The organism is Bifidobacterium indicum, assembly GCF_036987015.1.
Classification (GTDB): domain Bacteria; phylum Actinomycetota; class Actinomycetes; order Actinomycetales; family Bifidobacteriaceae; genus Bombiscardovia; species Bombiscardovia indica.
Genome location: NZ_BTXM01000001.1, coordinates 1,454,439 through 1,472,643, shown reverse-complemented (window position 1 = coordinate 1,472,643; position 18,205 = coordinate 1,454,439). Strand labels below are relative to the sequence as shown.

The following is an 18,205-nucleotide window of genomic DNA, read 5'->3' as shown; positions in this document are numbered from 1 at the left end:
CATCCGATCGAGATACCATGAAAGGCCGTCCCCGTCGGCATGCGACGGGGACGGCCTTCTTCTGTATTTCTACTTGTTCGGACCGTTTTGTTCGCTCCTGACTGGTGCCGTCGATTGATGCGGTTTGCCACTCAGGTAGCGCCCGGCTGCTGTCCCGTCCTGGCTGACCGCCGGCCCTTTGTGCGTGGGGATTTACCGGTTGTTGCCGCCCGTGGATTCGGTCGGGTTACTCTGTGGAGTTTCTCCGCCATTGCCGTTGCCGCCACCGGTGGAGTTGCTCTCATCCCTCCTGGATTCCTGTTGAGGCTCCTGGGAGGGCACGGTCTGGTAGTTCCGTGGTGTGTAGTTGCGCACGCCGCCGGTACCCCAAGTGCCATCCGGGCCACCGATCTTGCCCTTGTCGACAGCGGCGGGGAACCTCTCGACCGGACTGTCGCCCAGGGCCCCCTTCATGTACTGGGTGAAAAGGCGGACCGGGTAGAACTGGTCCTGGTAGACCTCGGGGACCTTTTGGGCGCTTCCGTCCGCGCCCTGGTTCCAGACGGCGAAGGTGGTCAGGACCGAGGGGGTGAACCCGATGAAGGAGATGGCCGTCTCGTCATTGGCCGTTCCGGTCTTGCCCGCGATGGGCCGTCCCAGGGACCGGGCATAGGAGCCGGTGCCGTATTGGACCGTGGAGGTCATGGCCTTCTGGAGGAGGGCCACCTGGTCGGGGTTGAAGACCTGGTCGCCCTTGATCGTGGCCGTATAGAGCTCCCGGTCCTTGGAGTCCTTGACCTGGGCCACCAGATGCAGCTCGGGCCTCTTTCCCCCGTTGGCCAGGGTGGCGTATCCCTGGGTGGCGTCGTACACGGTCAGGGCATCCAGACCCAGGGTGTCGAAGGTGGTCGTGTCGTCGATCTTCCCGGTGATGCCGGCCGTGTGGGCCAGCTGCGCCGTCTTCTGGGAGGTCACGTGCTCCCCCAGGTCCATGAAGACCGTGTTGACCGAGTTGGCGAAGGCGGAATAGAGGTTGATGTACCCGTAGCTCACCTGGCCTGCATTGGCGACGGACTTGCCCACGCTGGAGAAGGTTCTGGGGGAGTTGCCGTTGAAGACGGTGTTGAGGCTGACCCCGTCCTGGATGGCCCCCAGGAGGGTGTAGGCCTTCATGGTCGAGCCTACCTGGAAGGTGGCCTGGTCCACGTTGTTGAGCTGGTGGGTCAGGTAGTCGTCACCCGCATAGAGGGCGATGATGGATCCGTCCTGGGGGCTGACCGAGAGGCCGCCGGTCTGCAGGGTCGGAGGGAGGTTCTTCCCTCCCGCGGAGGGGCTGGCCACCTGGAACATCAGATCCTGCTTGTCCTTCTGGATGGTCGTGACGATTCTGTACCCGCCGGTGTCCAGGTCATCCGGGGTGAAGGGGGCCTTCTTCCCGGCCGCCAGCTCGTTGCGGACCATTCTCAGGAGGTACCCGTTCGGCCCCTGATAGACGTTCTGGGGGGAGTAGTTGATGGTCTGGGGCATGGCGGCCTTGACGTTGTCCGCGTGGCTGATGTAGTGTTCCTCCTCCATGATCCCCAGGACCCGGTGGAACCTGGATTCGGCCTGTTTGGGGCTGACCGCGGGGTCCCAGGTGGTCGGAGCCGGGATGATGCCGGCCAGCATGGCCGACTCGGGCATGGTCAGGTCCTTGGCGTTCTTGCCGTAGTAGTTCTGGGCCGCCGCCTGGATTCCGTAGGCCCCCCGCCCGAAGTAGATGGTGTTCATGTAGTTGCACAGAACGGTTTCCTTGCTCTCGGTCTGCGAGATCTTCAGAGCCAGGATGGCCTCGCGCAACTTCCCCCGGTAGGAGGTGGTTTCGCCCAGGTAGTAGCGTTCGGCGTACTGCTGGGTGATGGTTGAGCCGCCCTGCCGGGTCCCCTTGGTCACGTTGTTGAGCAGGGCGCGTCCGATTCCCCTCAGGTCGATGCCGCTGTCCTTGTAGAAGGAGCGGTTCTCGGAGGCGACGACCGCATTGCCCACGTACTTGGGCAGGACCGAGCAGTCGATGATCTCCCTGTCCTGGTCTGCGTAGGTGCCGATCGGGGTAGTGCCATCGGCGTAGTAGACCGTGGTCTTCTGGGCCAGGGCCTGCTTTTCGGGCGGAACGATTTCGGTGGTCAGATAGAGGTAGGCGAAACAGCCTATGGCGGCGACCAGCAGGGTCCCCAGGATGCCCAGTGTCCACTTGAGCAGGAGATGCCGCCTCTTCTTGGGCTGCTTGCGGTGACTGCCCTGGTTCGCCCTCCTGCCCATGCGATGTGAGGGGGTCCTGTTGTTCTTCCTGCCCCTGGTTTTGGTGGTCTGCCGCACCGGCCGGGGGGAGGAGGCGGAACGTCTGCCTCCCGCTGCCGAGCTGACTGAACGAGTCTGTTTGGCCATGACAACCACGCTAACCACCCACCTTGAAAACTGTTCGACCCAAGGCTGAACGTCCATCATTCCCGTACGTTTTTGCCCCTCGCAGTTCATTCGCAGGCCTCTTGCCGGGCGGGAAGCGGCAGGTATGTATATATCCTGTACACAAATATATGGAGTGATTCGGGTAATCATGAACACAGGGGACACCCTTGATGCCAAGTCATGAAGCGGTATTCGGTCCTGCCGCCCGCTTGGGACGACTTTTCCCTCCCGTTCCCGGCAACTCGCTGGGAACAGGTATGCTTATGTTGGAATAACTCAGTTAATCAGAGGAGTTTGTATGAGCATCCGTGTAGCTATAGCGGGCGTGGGCAACTGCGCTTCCTCGCTGGTACAGGGAGTCGAATATTACCGGGACGCCAAGGATGATGACAAGATCCCCGGCATTATGCATGCCAATTTTGGTGGGTATCGTATCCGTGATGTCGAATTTGTGACCGCCTTCGATGTGGATTCACTCAAGGTGGGCAAGGATCTGAGCGAGGCCATCTTCGCCTCCCAGAACAACACCTACAAGTTCAGCGATGTGCCCAACCTGGGTGTCGAGGTCCTGCGTGGACCCACCGGTGACGGTCTGGGCGAGTACTACAGCAAGATGATCAAGGAGTCCGACGCCGAACCCGTCGACGTGGCCCAGGTGCTGCGCGACAAGAAGGTCGACGTTCTGGTCTCCTACCTGCCCGTAGGTTCCGAGCAGGCCGACAAGGCCTATGCAGCAGCGGCGATCAAGGCCGGATGCGCCTTCGTCAACTGCCTGCCCGTCTTCATCGCCTCCGACCCGGAGTGGGCCCAGAAATTCCGTGACGCCGGTCTGCCGATCGTGGGCGACGACATCAAGAGCCAGGTGGGCGCCACCATCACCCACCGCGTCATGGCCCGCCTCTTCGAGGACCGCGGCGTCCGTCTGGACCGCACCTACCAGCTGAACGTGGGTGGCAACATGGACTTCATGAACATGCTGCAGCGCTCCCGCCTGGAGTCCAAGAAGGTCTCCAAGACCCGCGCCGTCACCTCGATCGTCCCCCACGAGATGGATGAGCACAACGTCCACATCGGCCCCTCGGATTATGTGGCCTGGCTGGATGACCGCAAGCTGGCCTTCGTCCGGCTTGAGGGCACCACCTTCGGTGATGTGCCGCTGAATCTGGAGTACCGTCTTGAGGTCTGGGATTCCCCGAACTCGGCCGGTATCGTCATCGACGCGGTGCGCGCCGCCAAGATCGCCCTGGACCGTCACCTGGCCGGCCCGATCCTGGCCCCCAGCTCCTACTTCATGAAGTCCCCTGCCGTGCAGCATGAGGACAACGAAGCCCGCCAGCTGGTTGAGGACTACATCGCCGGCAAGGTGGAAGGCGATGAGGATGCCCTCAATGCCGACGTCAAGGCCGCCAAGGACAACGGCAAGGACGTCTGGCACGCCTGAGTCCTGAGCTCATGCCCGTCTGAGTTCCTGGCCCGCCCCAAGGGGTTCCGTCTGGAGCATCTTGGTCGCAGACGGTTGAATTCATGGGAATGGCCGGTCACCCATAGCGGGTGGACGGCCATTCTTATGCCCTGGCTGGTGTCGGGGTTATGGATCTCGTGGCTTGGCTGTTTCGGGTCCTGGGATCCTTTGGTTCGGCAGGGGGCTCAGTGCTCTCCATCCTGTTGGCGTTCAACAGGAAACGTTGTGTTCCCGAATTCAGATGGTTCAGCCGATCAGGGGCTGAATCCTCTTCTCCCAGGAGTCCAGGGCCGAATTGATGACCTGATGCATGTCGTAGTAGGCATAGGTGCCCAGACGACCGCCGAAGACCACTTGGGGTTCCTTCCCGGCGAGATCCTTGTAGCGGGCGTAGAGAGACCGGTCACCGGCCGTGTTGATGGGGTAGTAGGGGTCGTCGCCCTTGCCGGCGAAACGGCTGTATTCCTCCCAGACCACGGTGCGTTCATGACTCTGCCGGTCATGGCGCTCCGGGTTGAAGTTCTTGAACTCGATGGCCCGGGTGTAAGGAACATCCGGGTCGGAGAAGTTCATGACCGGGCAGCCGAAGTGGTCATCCTCGTCATAGCGGCGTTCCTTGAAGTCGACCGTACGCCACTTGAGTTCGCCCAGGCCATAGTCGAAGTAACGGTCGACCGGACCGGTGTAGACCACGGGGACCCTGCCCGCCAGGGCGTCTCGGTTCCAGGGTTGGGAGGCATCGAAGAAATCCACTCCCAGACTCACCTGGATGCGGGGATTGTCGATCATCCGCTCGAACCAGGCGGTATATCCGTTCTTGGGCAGTCCCTCCCAGGTGTCCTTGAAGTAGTGGTTGTCATAGTTGAACCGTACGGGGAGACGCTTGATGATCGATGCGGGCAGCTGGGAGGGGTCGGTCTGCCACTGCTTGGCCGTGTAGTTCTTGATGAAGGCCTCATAGAGAGGGCGGCCGATCAGGGAGATGCCCTGGTCGTTCAGGTCGGCCGGGTCGGTCCCGGCCAGCTCCCCGGCCTGGTCGCGGATCAGATCGCGGGCTTCCTGGGGGGTGTAGTGGGCATGGAAGAACTGGTTGATGGTGCCCAGGTTGATGGGCAGTGGGTAGACCTCCCCGTCGTGGGTGGTGTAGACACGGTGGGTGTAGTCGGTGAACTCCGTGAAGCGGTTCACATATTCCCAAACCTTCCTGTTGGAGGTGTGGAAGAGGTGAGCTCCGTACTTGTGGATCTCGGCCCCGGTCTCCTCATCCATATAGGAGTATGCGTTGCCGCCGATGTGATTGCGGACGTCGATGATCTGCACCCGTGCCCCGGTATGCTCGACGGCCTGCTGGGCCACGGTCAGACCGAAGAGTCCGGCTCCGACGATAATCAGATCTGCATCCACGCTTTGACTTCTTCTGCTCGTGTGATCCCGCGGGATCCCCGTTTCCTGGCTGAGTCCATGATATCGGAGCCTTTCGGCTACCGGTAGTGACCCTGATGGAACGGGACCGAACTGTTACCTATGAGCCGACGGACCGGATCGTTCGGAGTCTCCCGTTCGCTGACGCGCGCAAATAGGTGCTGTCTGCTATCATGGTGACTTGCTCTCACGTGGCGTTATGTCACCCAATCCCCCCAGGGCAGGAATGCAGCAAGGGTAAGTGGCCTCTGTCGGGTGCGTGGGAGTTTTCTTATGCCTGGGATGGTTCTGCCATATCCGCTTCCACCGGCTGTATCGGAAATTCGCGCAAGTCACTCCAAACCACGGTCGTCACGGTGGTCGTTTGAATCGTGGAGGGAGGAATCACCGGTCCTGCTGTGAACGACATGCACTTCTTATGCGGTGGGAACGCGTCCCGGCCCGGGGGTTTGGATAAAGTCGGGAGGTATGACCGATATGCAAGATCAAGGTCAGGCCGAACAGGCCTGGTACCAGCAGGACCCGAAGGATCAGCGCGACGAGGGTGACCGGGCCTTGAGAAAGCTGGATCCGCTGACGGTCCGTCCCCGTATTTCCAGCCTCGTGCTCTGCCTGGTCTTCGGTCTGCTGATGCTGGCCGCCTCCGTCGGTGTCTGGTGGCTGGCCATTTACACCGTGAGTGGACAGTCCTATGATGATATGGTCATCTCCAACTTCAAGGGCTTTGTCGAGCAGGTTCCCCTGATCAAGGCCTACCTGGGCATCTTCACCATGCCCAATGTGGCCATCGGCATGTGCATCCTGGTCGGTCTGATCGCCCTGGTGGTCGTCCTGGTCCGCAAACGGTGGTGGCTCCTCGGTCAGGTGGCGGCTTACTCCCTGCTTGCCTATCTGGTTGGGAGGGTTCTCAAGAGGGTCCTGCCCCGGCCCCTCCTGATCAACGTTCAGTCCACCAAGGAAAACTCCGCCCCGTCCGGGCACACCATCATGGCCGTGACCGCCATCCTGGTCCTGCTCTACGTGGTGCCCCGGGTCTGGCGGGCCCTGGTGGCCCTGATCGGATTCGTCTTCACCCTCTCGGTGGGCTGCTCTCTGGTTCTGGGTGGATGGCACCGTCCGGCCGACGTGGTCATGGCCATCCTCCTGGCAGGGGGGCTGGGACTGATCATGCTGGCCTTCACCCGTTCCTCCGGTATGGATTTGCCGGGGACGCGGATGTCATCGGCCTCGGTCCAGATCGTCTCCACCATGATGATGACCCTGGGGATTCTGGGAACCCTCTATGCGGTCTTCGTCATCTGGCAGATCTCCTCGGGCCTGGAGATGGGTGCCATGTGGACCTTTTACGGGGCCCACTGCTCGGCCGTCATCCTCATCGCCTCGCTTTTGTCCCTCCTGATCGGGCTGGCCCTGGCCATGCGCCAGGTGACCGCCTCCCCCCTGACCAGGCTGGGCCTGGTCGGTGAGCCTCCTGCCCCGCCTCGGGAAGACTGAAAACGCAGACGATATTAATGGATAGGACCGCTGATATGCGGATTCGTTCCTGTCATCCCTGGAGCTCCTCCCCTTGCGGTTGCCTGCTGCGCCCCTCTGCCTGCCTGCCGTGTGTCGCAGTCTCATCCGAGTGCGCCGAGGGGAATATGCACACGAGTTACCGTCGTGTCCAACCATGCACATTGGCATTGATTTGCGATATGACAACCTCAGGTGAGTAAGATGGCGTGCGAAGCACCCTATATAAGGAGAGGCCATGGCATCCGGCAATAAGCTCGTCATTGTTGAGTCGCCAACCAAGGCAAAGAAAATCGGTGGGTACCTGGGCAAGGGGTACACCGTCATGGCCTCGGTCGGTCATATTCGTGACCTGGCCCAGCCCTCCCAGGTGCCTGCCTCCCAGAAGAAGGAATACGGCAGGTTCGGGGTCGATGTGGACGACGGTTTCAAGCCCTACTACATCGTGGACGACAAGAAGAAAAAGACCGTCTCCGACCTGAAGAAGGCCCTGAAGGGTGCCGACGAACTCTACCTGGCGACTGATGAGGATCGTGAGGGAGAGGCCATAGCCTGGCACCTGGTGCAGACCCTCAAACCCAAGGTCCCTGTCAAGCGGATGGTCTTCCATGAGATAACCCCGGAAGCCATCAAGGACTCCCTGAACCACACCCGCGACGTGGATGCCAACATGGTCGACGCCCAGGAGACCAGACGTGTGCTGGACCGCCTGTATGGGTATGAGCTCTCGCCGGTGCTCTGGCGGAAGGTGGGACCCGGGCTGAGCGCAGGGCGTGTCCAGTCCGTGGCCACCAGGTTGATCGTCGAGCGGGAACGGGAACGGATGGCCTTCATCCGTGCCCCCTACTGGGACTTGGTGGCGAACCTGGCTGCCGACCCGGATGCGGTCGACGATGCAGAGGACGGCCAGCCTACGACATTCCGGGCACAGATGGTCCAGTTGGACGACCGCCGTCTGGCCTCTTCCAAGGACTTCACCAGCACCGGGCAGCTGACCGCCGCGGCCACCAAGGACCAGGTCCTGCAGATGGACCAGGCCCAGGCCGATCGGGTGGCCAAGGCGCTCGCCGGCCAGCCCTTCACCGTTATGGGCATGGAGACCAGGCCCTATCGGCGCAGGCCCCAACCCCCCTTCACCACCTCCACCATGCAGCAGGCTGCAGGCAACAGGCTGGGGATGAGTTCCCGGGCCGCGATGAGGGCCGCCCAAGGTCTTTACGAGAACGGTTTCATCACCTACATGCGTACCGACTCGGTCACCCTTTCCCAGGAGGCCATAGCGGCCGCCCGGCAGAGCGTCACCAGGGTCTACGGGGCCGAATACCTCTCGGAGAAATCCAAGCAGTACGTGACCAAGTCGGCCGGTGCCCAGGAGGCCCATGAGTGCATCCGCCCGGCAGGGTCATCCTTCCGGCGGCCCGAGGATCTGGCTTCCGTCCTGCCCCCGGACCAGCTCAAGCTCTACACGCTGATCTGGCGAAGGACCCTGGCCTCTCAGATGGCCGATGCCACAGGTTCGACCGCCTCGGTCCGTCTCTCGGCCCAGGCCGGACAGAACGGTCAGGCCGTCTTCCAGGCATCCGGTACCGTCATTGAATTCCCCGGTTTTATGAAGGCCATGGGGTATGGATCCGAAAAGCCCCGGGGAGGTTCCGCCGGGAAGCATGAGGGGGTCAAGTCCTCCGGTTCCGAGGTCGACAACGGCTCCCTTCCCCCCATGCAGGAGGGGGACCGGCTCAAGGCCACTTCAGTGGAACCCGACGGGCATGAGACCCAGCCCCCGGCCCGCTACACCGAAGCCTCCCTGGTCAAGACCCTCGAAGCCAAGGAGATCGGGCGTCCATCGACCTATGCCAGCATCATCTCCACCATCATCGACCGCGGTTACGTCTATGAACGTGGCCGGGCCCTGATCCCTTCCTGGCTGGCCTTTTCGGTGGTCAGGCTGCTGGAGACCAACTTCCCCCGGTACGTGGACTACCGGTTCACGGCCCAGATGGAGAACGGCCTGGACATGATCGCCCATGGCAAGGAGAAGGGGAAGGACTGGCTGACCAGGTTCTACTTCGGTTCGGGCCAGGGGGCTGCGGAGAACGCCGACCAGGCCCACCAGGGGCTCCAGGAACAGGTTGCCCAGCTGGGCGACATTGATGCGCGGAAGATCAACACGATTGAAATCGGCGACGGACTCCAGGTCCGCGTGGGTCGGTACGGCCCCTACCTGGAGGACACGGCCGATCTGGATGCCGAGGGTAACCCCAGGCGGGCATCCCTGCCCCCGACCATGGCCCCCGATGAGCTGACACCCGCCACTGGGCATGAGCTTATCGCCTCCAACGCCGGTGGGCCTCGGGAATTGGGAACCGATCCGGCGACGGGCGGTCGGGTTGAGGTGCGCAAAGGACGGTTCGGTCCCTATGTGGCTCTGATCGGTCCCGAAGACCAGGCCGCGGAAGAGAAGAAGCCGGTCAAGCCCGCCAGGTCGGACAAGGGTGGACGTTCCGGCAAGTCCGAGGCTCCCAAGCCCAAGATGGCCTCGCTCTTCAAGACCATGGACCCGGACACCGTGACCCTGGACGAGGCCCTGAAGTTGCTTAGTCTACCCAGGACCGTGGGTACCATAGATCTGGTCGACGCCAAGACCGGGCAGATCGACCAGGCCACGGTCACTGCCAGCAACGGCCGGTATGGCCCCTACCTGACGGCCACCAAACAGGATGGCTCCACCGAAACCAGGTCCCTGAACGATGAGGGGCAGATCTTCACGACCGACCCGGCCACAGCCAAGGCCCTCTTCGACCAGCCCAAGTATGGTCGCCGTTCCCGGGGGAGCGCCAAGCCGCCCCTGAGGGAGCTGGGTCAGGATCCGGAAAGCGGCAAGCCGGTCACCATCAAGGACGGGTTCTACGGGGTCTACATCACTGACGGTCAGACCAACCGGACCCTGCCCAAGCAGTACACGGCCCAATCCATCGAACCTGAGGAGGCCTTCCGCCTCCTGGCCGAGAAACGGGCGGCAGGCCCCGGGAAGCGCAGGAGCAGGTCTTCCGCCGCCAGGCCCAAGACCACCGGGAAGACCTCCAAGACCAGGACCACTCGCACCAGGGCCACTACGGCCAAGAAGAGCACCAGCACGCGCAAGAGAAGCACGACTACGGAGAAGAAGGCATGAGCGACGGATTATTCATATCCTTCGAAGGCGTTGACGGGGCCGGCAAGTCGACCCAGACCCAGCGGGCCCACGATTACCTGCAGGCACGGGGGCTGAGGTCCCTGGTAACCAGGGAGCCGGGTGGCACACCTGCAGGTCTGGCCATCAGGGAACTGGTCCTGCACGGCATGGCATCCTTCCCCTCCCTGGCAGTGACCGGGGGCACGGACGTGGTCGATTCCACCGATGACCTGGCCCCCCGCACCGAAGCTCTCCTCTACGCGGCCGACCGTGCCGAGCACGTGGCCCAGGTGGTCAGGCCGGCCCTGGACCGTGGCGACATCGTTCTCTGCGACAGGTACCTGGATTCATCCGTGGCCTACCAGGCCGGTGGTCGCGAGCTCTCGACCGATGTGATCCGACGGCTGAGCCTCTGGGCCTCCGACGGTCTTCTACCCAACCGGACCTACCTGCTGGATGCCGATCCCACCCAGTCAAAGTTGCGGTTGGACCATGAGCCCGACCGATTGGAATCAGCCGGTGACGACTTCCAACAGAACGTACGCGAGGCTTTCCTGAGTCTGGCCGAGAAGGAGCCCGACCGGTTTGTGGTCATTGACGCCTCCCTGCCTGTCGAAGAGGTCTGGCGGCAGATACAAGATGACCTGGACGGCCTGGTGGCGGGCAGGGCACCCGACACTCTCGACCAGGATGGCGGGTCCGGGGATTCCTCCTATGAGGGGGATGATGCTGACGCGGATTCGGATGACGGGACAGACGGCCTGGTCGAGGATGCCTACCAGGACGGGGATGACGAGTCGGACCCCGACTATGCCGATGAGGATGATGACCTGGAGGATATCGAGAACAGCGACGAGGAAGATGACCAGGATGAGGATCTGGCGGATTCCGAAGGTGGGGACGAGGATGATGACCAGTCCTCTTCTGCGGTCATGAGGTCGCACAGGCTCTTCAGGGCGCGGTTCCTGCGGAAGGCGCGGTGAGCGTCTGGGATGCCATCGTCGGCCAGGAGCCGACGGTGGCCCTGCTTAAGCAGGTTGTGGCCTCCCAAGGTTCCAGCCGTGACTCCATAGCCCAGTCCTGGTTGATCTGTGGTCCTCCTGGGTCCGGACGCTCGAACCTGGCCCGGGCCTTTGCGGCCTCCCTGGTCAGCCCCGACCACGGTCTTGGCGACCGGCCCAGTCGTATCACCCAGCAGGTCATGGCAGGGACCTATCCAGATGTGACGGTCCTGTCCACCAACAAGGTCACCATCGGTATTGACGAGGTCCGAGAGCTGATCATGACCTCGGAACAGATGCCGGCCACTTCGCCCTGGCGGGTCATCATCATCGAGGACGTGGACCGGATGATGGAGAGGACCACCAACGTCCTCCTCAAGGAGATCGAAGAGCCGGCCCCCCACACCATCTGGCTCCTCTGCGCCCCCAGCGCCCAGGACGTCCTGCCTACCATCCGTTCGCGGACCAGGATCATTAACCTGGCCATCCCCTCCAATACGGCGGTCGCCCGTTTCCTGACCGACCAGGTCGGTGTGCAGCCCCCTCTGGCGGCCAAGGCGGCCCGCCTGGCCCAGGGGCATATCGGCATTGCCAGGCTCTATGCCACCAAGGAGCAGGTGCTGACGGACCGTGATGACCTGGTGGTGGGTCTCCTCAACCTCCGGCGCGCTTCGGATGCGGTGGTCCTGGCTGGACGGGTGGTCGATGCGGCTCGGGACCAGGCCGTCAACACGGTCGACGAACAGGTCAAGCAGGACGAGCAGGATTTCAGGGCCGTCAACGGACTCTCACCGGATGAGCGCATTCCCCGCCAGCTCCGCGGTGCCTACCACGCCCTCGGGGGCAAGGACCAGGTGCGCCGACGCGTGACCAGGCTGACCAGGGATGTTCTGGACCGGAACCTGACCACCCTTTCAAGCGTCTACCGGGATGTGGGTGTTCTCCAGAACCAGGCCGAGGAGACGGCCGGATTGGTCAACCTTGAGAACCGTGCGGCCATTGCCGAGCTCTCGGTGCAGCTCTCCCGCCAGGGTGCCATCGAACGGCTGGAAATCATAGCCCGGACCCGTCGGCGTCTGGCGGCCAACGGTTCCACCCTGCTTGACTTTGAAGCCCTCTTCTGCGGCCTTCTGGCTTGAAACGGCCGCTTCAGTAGGGAAAGGTGCCCGGTTCGGTCATGTCGCTGCTGCCCGTTCGCGGCGACCAGGTCGATTCGCGGCAATCCAGCTCCGGCGCCAGGGCTATATGGGCAGGCAAAAGGGTCTGGTTGTTGGTCTCGATGAGACGGAGCGCCTCTTGGACGATGCCCTCCAGAGGGGGTCTGACCGTGGTCAGTGTCGGTTTGCAGACCTGGCAGGTGGGGCTGTCGGTGAAACTGACCACCTTGACCTGGTCGGGAACATCGATGCCCAACTCCTGGCAGGCCATCAGAGCCCCCAGAGCCAATTGGTCGTCACCGCAGACGATGGCATCGGGGTGAGTCCTCCCCGTCGTGAGGATGTCCTTGGCGGCATCGTGCCCGCGTTGCATGCTGCAGGGGCCGAACTGGACCCATTCTGGTTCGGGCGCCATGTCCAAGGTGCTGGTCAGGGAGTAGAAGGTGGTGAAGAGATCGGTGGCTCCGCTTGTGCTCAGGTCGCGGCTCAGAAAGGCCACGGACTGTGCGTTCTGCTCGGCCAGGTGGGTGATGACCATCCGCATGGAGGCCGCCAGGTCCATCCCCACCCAGCAGGCGTGGTATGAGAAGGGGTGCCCGCCGATCTGGACGATGGGTATCTGCAATCCCAGATCCGGGGGGATGTCGGTCGGGTCCGCGTCCATGGAGGGAATGACCAGGATTCCCTCCACTTGGCGGGCCGTCAGGGATCGGATGGCTGCTTCCCAGGTCCGGTTGTCGGATTCGGAGATCACCATCAGGTACCGGCCCCGTTCGGTCAAACAGTGACTGACCAGATCCAGGATGGCCCCTGTCAGGCCGTCGTTGGCCCCGGCCATGATCAGGCCGATGGTCCTGGTCTGTTCGGAACGCAGGGCGCTGGCAGCGAAGTTGGCTGAATAGTTCAGTTTTTCGGCCGCTGCATGGACTCGGCGGCTGATTTCATCGTCCTTGCGCCGGTGGCCGGAGAGGACGCGCGATACGGTGGCGGTCGAAACTCCGGCCATGGCTGCGACGTTGGCGATGGAAACCTGACTGTCCGCCTTGCGAGCCATGGGTCCTGTTCAGCCTTCCTTCCGGGTGATGCGGCTTCTGGTCTTATTCAGCCTCGGTCAGCTTCGTGATCAGGTCGTCGGCGACGGATTCGGCCTGGTCGCCCTCGACCGTGATGGTGACCTGGTCGCCCTTGGCGATGCCCAGGCTCATGACCATGAGGATGCTGGCCGCATCGACCGGTGTGCCCTCGCCCTTGGCGATGGTCACCTTGCAGCCGCTGGAGGAAGCGGCCTGGGAGAATTCCGAGGCGGGGCGGGCATGAATCCCGACCGGGTCGGTGATGAGTGCGGAACGCTGTGCAGTAGCCATGATGAATCAGCTCCCTAGGTAGTTTCGGTCGACGAGCGATGCCGACCGAAGCGGATAGTAAACGCTCCTCAAAATAATACCATGTCCCCAGATAGGGTCAGAAAACGATTACCGTTGAAAAATGAATGAAAATGTGTATACTGAACAGCGATACTTGAAAGACGTTTCAATCGCCTTCAGTCACGTCGGTCCCCGGCTTGGCCGAATGATCTGATCAGGCACTAAGGAGTGCAGTATGGAAATCCAGGGTGTGGGTATCGGCCGCGGCATCGCTGTCGGTCCGGTCATTCATATGGCGGCCGGACTGGATGTGCCCGGTGACGATGCCAGGTCCGAGCAGCTGTCTGCCGATGCCGAATTCGAGCGGATCGGCAAGGCCTTGGACACGGTCAACCAGGACCTGCTCGAGCGGGCCCGGAAGGCCCAGGCCGGTGAAGGCGCCAAGGACGCAGCTCCCATCCTGACGGCCCTGGCCCAGATGGCCCAGGACCCGGCCCTGAAGACTTCGATCCGTTCCTTCCTGGATGCCGGCAAGACGGCCGAGCGTTCGGTTTACGAGGCTTTCGCCGACTTCGAGGGGAAGCTCAAGGAGATCGGCGGCTACATGGGGGAGCGCGCCAACGACCTGCATGACGTGGGCCAGCGTGTCATCGCCGACCTGCTCGGGGTTCCCGCCCCCGGCGTTCCCGAGAGCGACACCCCATTTGTCCTGGTTGCCCCCGACCTTTCACCGGCCGATACGTCCAGCCTGGATATGACCAAGGTCCTGGCCATCGTCACCAGTGAGGGTGGCCCCACAAGTCATACCGCCATCCTGGCCAGGTCTCGTGGCATCGTTGCGGTGGTCAGCGCCGAGGGTGCCGAGGATCTGCGTAATGGTCAGCAGGTCATTGTCGATGCCGCTTCCAGTCTGGTTATTGCCGACCCCACCGACAGCCAGGTCGCCGACGCGGAGCGCGCCCGTCAGGCGGCCGATCAGGCCAAGGCTCTGCGCGGTCAGCCCGGTCAGCTCAAGGACGGATATAAGATCCCCCTCCTGGCTAATGTGGGCAAGCCCGCCGATGCCGATCCGGCGCTGGAATGCGGTGCCGAAGGTGTGGGTCTTTTCCGTTCCGAGTTCCTCTTCCTGGGCAATGAGCAGGCCCCCGGTGTGGAGGAGCAGGCCAGGGCCTACAAGGCCCTCCTGGAACGCTTCCCCGGACGCAAGGTGGTCATCCGTCTCCTGGATGCGGGTGCCGACAAGCCCCTGCCCTTTCTGACCCAGGCCGACGAGCCCAATCCTGCCCTGGGCCTGCGTGGTCTGCGCACCCTCAAAGTCCACAAGCAGGTCCTGGATGATCAGCTTGAGGCCTTGGCCCAGGCTGACGCCCAGACCGATGCCGACCTCTGGGTCATGGCGCCCATGGTGGCCGATGAGCATGAGGCCGACTATTTCGTCCGGCTGGGCAAGAGCAAGGGCCTGAAGAAGGTGGGCGTCATGGCTGAGGTTCCCTCCATCGCCCTGATGGCCGACAAGGTGGCCAAGGTGGCTGATTTCGTCAGCATCGGCACCAATGATCTGACCCAATACACCCTGGCCGCGGACCGGACCCTCGGTTCCGTGTCCAACTATCAGACCCCCTGGCACCCCGCCGTTCTGCGGGCCATCAAGATGATTGCGGATGCCGGCCAGGCCAACGATATGCCGGTGGGTGTGTGTGGCGAGGCGGCAGCCGATCCGCAGTTGGCCGTGGTCCTGGCCGGCATCGGCGTCACCAGCCTGTCGATGACCCCCGTCGCCCTGGACGATGTTCGGGCCGAGCTCACCAAGTACACCCTGGATGAGGCCAAGAAAGAGGCCGCCAGGGCCCTGGATGGTGAGTTCTACCATCCGCGCGGCTGGGAGTGAAGGCCGATACGTCCAGATTCAACCAACCCCGGAAAAGGAGCAGCAATGCCTGATTTCAAAGCCTTCCTTCCTGATTCGTCCTTTGCTCTGGACGTGCCTGCCTCGGATTGGCGCGATGCCATCCGCAAGGCAGGTGATCGTCTGGTGGCTTCGGGGTTCACCACCGATGCCTATACGGATCAGATGATTGAAACCGTGGAGAAGATGGGGCCCTACATCGTTATCGCCCCCGGTCTGGCGCTGGCCCATTCCCGCCCCGGTGACGCCGTCCTGGGAACCGGACTGAGCTGGGTCAGGCTGTCCACCCCGGTCGAGTTCGGCAACAAGGCCAACGACCCCGTCAGCCTGGTCATCGGTCTGGCCGGTCGGGATGAGCAGGAGCACCTGCAGGTCATGTCGGCCATTGCCGGTGCCCTGACCAATAAGGAGAAGACGGCGGAACTGGCCCAGGCCCAGACCCCTGAACAGATCCGTTCCATCCTGGAATCCTGAAGTCGGCCCCGGGTCGTGTCCGTCTGAACGCCAACGTGAACCATCAAGCAAGAACCCAGTAACAAGCAAGAATCAAGAAGCAAAAGCAGTACTCAATCAAATGAAGGAGCAACTTATGGATATCCTCTGCGTGTGCGGAAACGGGATTGGAACTTCGGTCCTGCTGAAGGTCAACGTCGAGCAGGTGGCATCGGACCTGGGCATGGATGTGAACGTGACCACCTCCGATGCGGGAAGCGCCAAGGGCACTGCCAACATGAACGATCTGGTGCTCACCTCGCCCCAGCTGGCACCTGAGCTCGAGGGGACCACCACCCCTGTTGAAACCGTTGAGAATTTCATGGATACGGATGAGATCAAAAGCATTCTGGAGCGGTACGCCGATTGATTCCCGGCCGCTGTTTCCATGTTTCCGTGGGTGTTCCTGACCGGTGTTTTATGAACCCGGTGGGAGCGGTCCACTGATTCGTTCGGTCAATACGACAAGAGAAGAAGGACAGAAATGAACGTCTTCCTAGCGGTGCTGAATTTCATCAGCCAGGAGATTCTCAATGTGCCGGCCTACCTGATTGGTATTGTGGCGGCCATTGGTCTGATCGCCCTCAAGCGCAGCGCTGGTCAGGTCATCTCCGGCGCCCTCAAGGCGGCCATGGGCTATCTGATTCTGGGTGCAGGCGCGACCGTGGTCACCAACGCCTTGGACCCATTCGGCAAGCTGGTCTTCAAAGCCACCGGAGCCCAGGGTGTGGTGCCTACAAACGAGGTCATCGTGGCCCAGGCCTCCAGCCAGTTCGGCGCAGCCTCGGCCTACATCATCGTGCTCAGCTTCATCGTGATGCTGATTCTGGCGCGGTTCACCCCCCTGAAATACGTCTTCCTGACCGGCCACCACATGGTCTTCATGTCGACCCTCCTGGCCCTGGTCCTCTCGATCGGCTTCGGCAAGGGCAACACCTGGCTGATCATCCTGATCGGTGCCCTCCTCATGGGCGTGATCATGGTGGCCATGCCCGCCTTCGCCCAGCCCTATATGAACAGAGTGACCGGTAGCGACAAGCTCTCCATCGGCCACTTCAACACCCTGGGCTACATCGTCTCTGGTGCCGTCGGCAGTGCAGTGGGCAAGAAGTCCCGTTCCACCGAGGACATCGACTTCCCCAAGGGGCTGAGCTTCCTGCGCGACTCCATGGTCTCCACCACCCTGCTCATGGTCGTCCTCTACCTTGTCTTCGCCGTCTGGGCCGCGATCGTGGTTCCCGCCAAGACCGCCTTTGCCATCTTCCCCTCACATCCGGCCAACTGGGGAGCCTTCTTCATGGCTGCCTTCGCGCAGGCCCTGCAGTTCGGTATCGGCGTCAGCATCATCCTCTACGGCGTGCGTATCATCCTGGGTGAGTTGGTGCCGGCCTTCCAGGGCATCGCCAACAGGGTGGTTCCGGGTGCCCGCCCCGCCCTGGATATCCCGATTGTCTTCCCCTATGGCGCCAACGCCTCCCTGATCGGCTTCCTGGCATCCTTCGCCGGTGGCCTGGTCGCTCTGGTCATCATCGCCGTCTGGCTTGGACCGGTTTGGGGTCTGGCCCTGATCCTCCCCGGGATGGTTCCCCACTTCTTCGATGGTGGCGGTGCCGGCGTCTTCGGCAACGCGACCGGTGGTCGTCTGGGAGCCATCGTCGGCGGCTTCATCAACGGCCTGCTGATCACTTTCCTTCCGGCCATCCTGATGACCGTCCTGGGCAGCTTCGGCCTCTCCAATGCGACCTTCGGGGACGCGGACTTCGCCTGGTACGGCACCGTGGTGGGCAAACTCGCCCAGCTCGGTATTCCTGCAGGCGCAGTGATGCTGGTCCTCCTGGCCATCGTGATCTTCGCCCTGGCCTGGATCTGGCAGGTCAAGGTGGTCAACACCGGTTGGATGCCTGCGACCAGGCACGCCGCCTTCATCGATGAGGTCAAGGCCGAGGAGAAGAAGGCCCAGGAAGAGGCTCGTGCCGCCGCCAAGAGCGCCCGTGCCGCCTCCAAGGCAGCCTCCTCAGCGGAGTGAGCGATGGTTGGAATGGTCGATTGACCGTCGGGGTTCGGATTGACCCGCACGGCACATGAGACCGGTGCCCGGAATTCCCTGGAGGGTTCCGGGCGCTTTCGTATTCCAGGGCTGGCCGGTTACCGGGGATGGGCAGCAGGGGGTGTTGATCCTGCTGGGTCCCAAGCCCCTTGCTGAAGTCTCCTGGTTGGGCGGTCTGTAGCCAAACTCACGTTTGTCAAAGTCGGCCTTTCCGAGCTCAAGGGCCGCGCCGGACGGCTGTCCCTA

Annotated in this window: 12 protein-coding genes, 1 other RNA gene and 1 pseudogene; 10 read left to right on the top strand and 4 right to left on the bottom strand. The window is 62.4% G+C overall.

Translation table 11 applies throughout. The features are described 5' to 3' along the window. Positions 1-192 precede the first annotated feature (192 nt). Entirely contained in the window at positions 193-2,403 is a 2,211-nt protein-coding gene (locus AACP59_RS06435; protein ID WP_297316308.1) for a transglycosylase domain-containing protein, read from the bottom strand. Positions 2,404-2,722: 319 nt separating this feature from the next. On the opposite strand from AACP59_RS06435, the gene AACP59_RS06430 reads away from it, so the two are divergent. Next, entirely contained in the window at positions 2,723-3,865 is a 1,143-nt protein-coding gene (locus AACP59_RS06430; RefSeq protein ID WP_297316307.1) for an inositol-3-phosphate synthase, read from the top strand. 267 nt (positions 3,866-4,132) lie between these two features. Here the strand turns inward: AACP59_RS06430 and glf are convergent, their stop codons facing one another. Beyond that, on the bottom strand, positions 4,133-5,290 hold the full coding sequence (gene glf / locus AACP59_RS06425; protein ID WP_297316306.1) for a UDP-galactopyranose mutase: 1,158 nt from the start codon (positions 5,288-5,290) through the stop codon (positions 4,133-4,135). A gap of 199 nt (positions 5,291-5,489) precedes the next feature. Here glf and ffs point away from each other — a divergent pair. The 5 genes and pseudogenes from ffs to AACP59_RS06400 all read left to right on the top strand — a co-directional run bounded on the left by ffs (position 5,490) and on the right by AACP59_RS06400 (position 12,132). Beyond that, an RNA gene (ffs, locus tag AACP59_RS06420) (signal recognition particle sRNA small type) lies at positions 5,490-5,580 on the top strand. A gap of 196 nt (positions 5,581-5,776) precedes the next feature. Next, a complete protein-coding gene (locus AACP59_RS06415; RefSeq protein WP_339350345.1) occupies positions 5,777-6,802 on the top strand; it encodes a phosphatase PAP2 family protein in 1,026 nt (341 codons plus the stop codon). A gap of 256 nt (positions 6,803-7,058) precedes the next feature. Continuing rightward, the gene (gene topA, locus AACP59_RS06410; protein ID WP_339350344.1) at positions 7,059-9,992 is read left to right on the top strand and encodes a type I DNA topoisomerase; all 2,934 of its coding nucleotides are present in this window, start codon (positions 7,059-7,061) and stop codon (positions 9,990-9,992) included. Beyond that, positions 9,989-10,642, top strand: a pseudogene (gene tmk / locus AACP59_RS06405) (dTMP kinase); the annotation flags it as partial. The gene topA and the pseudogene tmk, both read left to right, overlap by 4 nt. 329 nt (positions 10,643-10,971) lie before the next feature. Beyond that, entirely contained in the window at positions 10,972-12,132 is a 1,161-nt protein-coding gene (locus tag AACP59_RS06400) for a DNA polymerase III subunit delta' (RefSeq protein ID WP_297316303.1), read from the top strand. Between the two features lie 10 nt (positions 12,133-12,142). On the opposite strand, the gene AACP59_RS06395 is transcribed toward AACP59_RS06400, so the two are convergent. Next, positions 12,143-13,204: a LacI family DNA-binding transcriptional regulator gene (locus AACP59_RS06395; RefSeq protein ID WP_297316302.1), complete on the bottom strand. Its 1,062-nt coding sequence runs from the start codon at positions 13,202-13,204 to the stop codon at positions 12,143-12,145. Between the two features lie 43 nt (positions 13,205-13,247). Continuing rightward, a complete protein-coding gene (locus AACP59_RS06390) occupies positions 13,248-13,514 on the bottom strand; it encodes an HPr family phosphocarrier protein (RefSeq protein WP_297316301.1) in 267 nt (88 codons plus the stop codon). Positions 13,515-13,749: 235 nt separating this feature from the next. Between AACP59_RS06390 and ptsP the strand changes: the two genes are divergently transcribed. The 4 genes from ptsP (at position 13,750) to ulaA (ending at position 17,938) form a co-directional block, all read left to right on the top strand. Then, entirely contained in the window at positions 13,750-15,402 is a 1,653-nt protein-coding gene (ptsP, locus tag AACP59_RS06385) for a phosphoenolpyruvate--protein phosphotransferase (protein ID WP_297316300.1), read from the top strand. 45 nt (positions 15,403-15,447) lie between these two features. Continuing rightward, entirely contained in the window at positions 15,448-15,894 is a 447-nt protein-coding gene (locus AACP59_RS06380; RefSeq protein WP_297316299.1) for a PTS sugar transporter subunit IIA, read from the top strand. A gap of 115 nt (positions 15,895-16,009) precedes the next feature. Beyond that, a complete protein-coding gene (locus tag AACP59_RS06375) occupies positions 16,010-16,282 on the top strand; it encodes a PTS sugar transporter subunit IIB (protein ID WP_339350343.1) in 273 nt (90 codons plus the stop codon). Positions 16,283-16,396: 114 nt separating this feature from the next. Beyond that, complete coding sequence (ulaA, locus tag AACP59_RS06370) at positions 16,397-17,938, top strand: PTS ascorbate transporter subunit IIC (RefSeq protein WP_297316297.1); 1,542 nt, start codon at positions 16,397-16,399, stop codon at positions 17,936-17,938. Positions 17,939-18,205 lie beyond the last annotated feature (267 nt).

Excerpts from the sequence above, each read along its gene's own strand:
- AACP59_RS06435 (WP_297316308.1), bottom strand. The coding sequence starts at position 2,403 with ATGGCCAAACAGACTCGTTCAGTCAGCTCGGCAGCGGGAGGCAGACGT.
- AACP59_RS06430 (WP_297316307.1), top strand. The coding sequence starts at position 2,723 with ATGAGCATCCGTGTAGCTATAGCGGGCGTGGGCAACTGCGCTTCCTCG.
- AACP59_RS06415 (WP_339350345.1), top strand. The coding sequence starts at position 5,777 with ATGACCGATATGCAAGATCAAGGTCAGGCCGAACAGGCCTGGTACCAG.
- topA (WP_339350344.1), top strand. The coding sequence starts at position 7,059 with ATGGCATCCGGCAATAAGCTCGTCATTGTTGAGTCGCCAACCAAGGCA.
- AACP59_RS06395 (WP_297316302.1), bottom strand. The coding sequence starts at position 13,204 with ATGGCTCGCAAGGCGGACAGTCAGGTTTCCATCGCCAACGTCGCAGCC.
- AACP59_RS06390 (WP_297316301.1), bottom strand. The coding sequence starts at position 13,514 with ATGGCTACTGCACAGCGTTCCGCACTCATCACCGACCCGGTCGGGATT.
- ptsP (WP_297316300.1), top strand. The coding sequence starts at position 13,750 with ATGGAAATCCAGGGTGTGGGTATCGGCCGCGGCATCGCTGTCGGTCCG.
- AACP59_RS06380 (WP_297316299.1), top strand. The coding sequence starts at position 15,448 with ATGCCTGATTTCAAAGCCTTCCTTCCTGATTCGTCCTTTGCTCTGGAC.
- AACP59_RS06375 (WP_339350343.1), top strand. The coding sequence starts at position 16,010 with ATGGATATCCTCTGCGTGTGCGGAAACGGGATTGGAACTTCGGTCCTG.
- ulaA (WP_297316297.1), top strand. The coding sequence starts at position 16,397 with ATGAACGTCTTCCTAGCGGTGCTGAATTTCATCAGCCAGGAGATTCTC.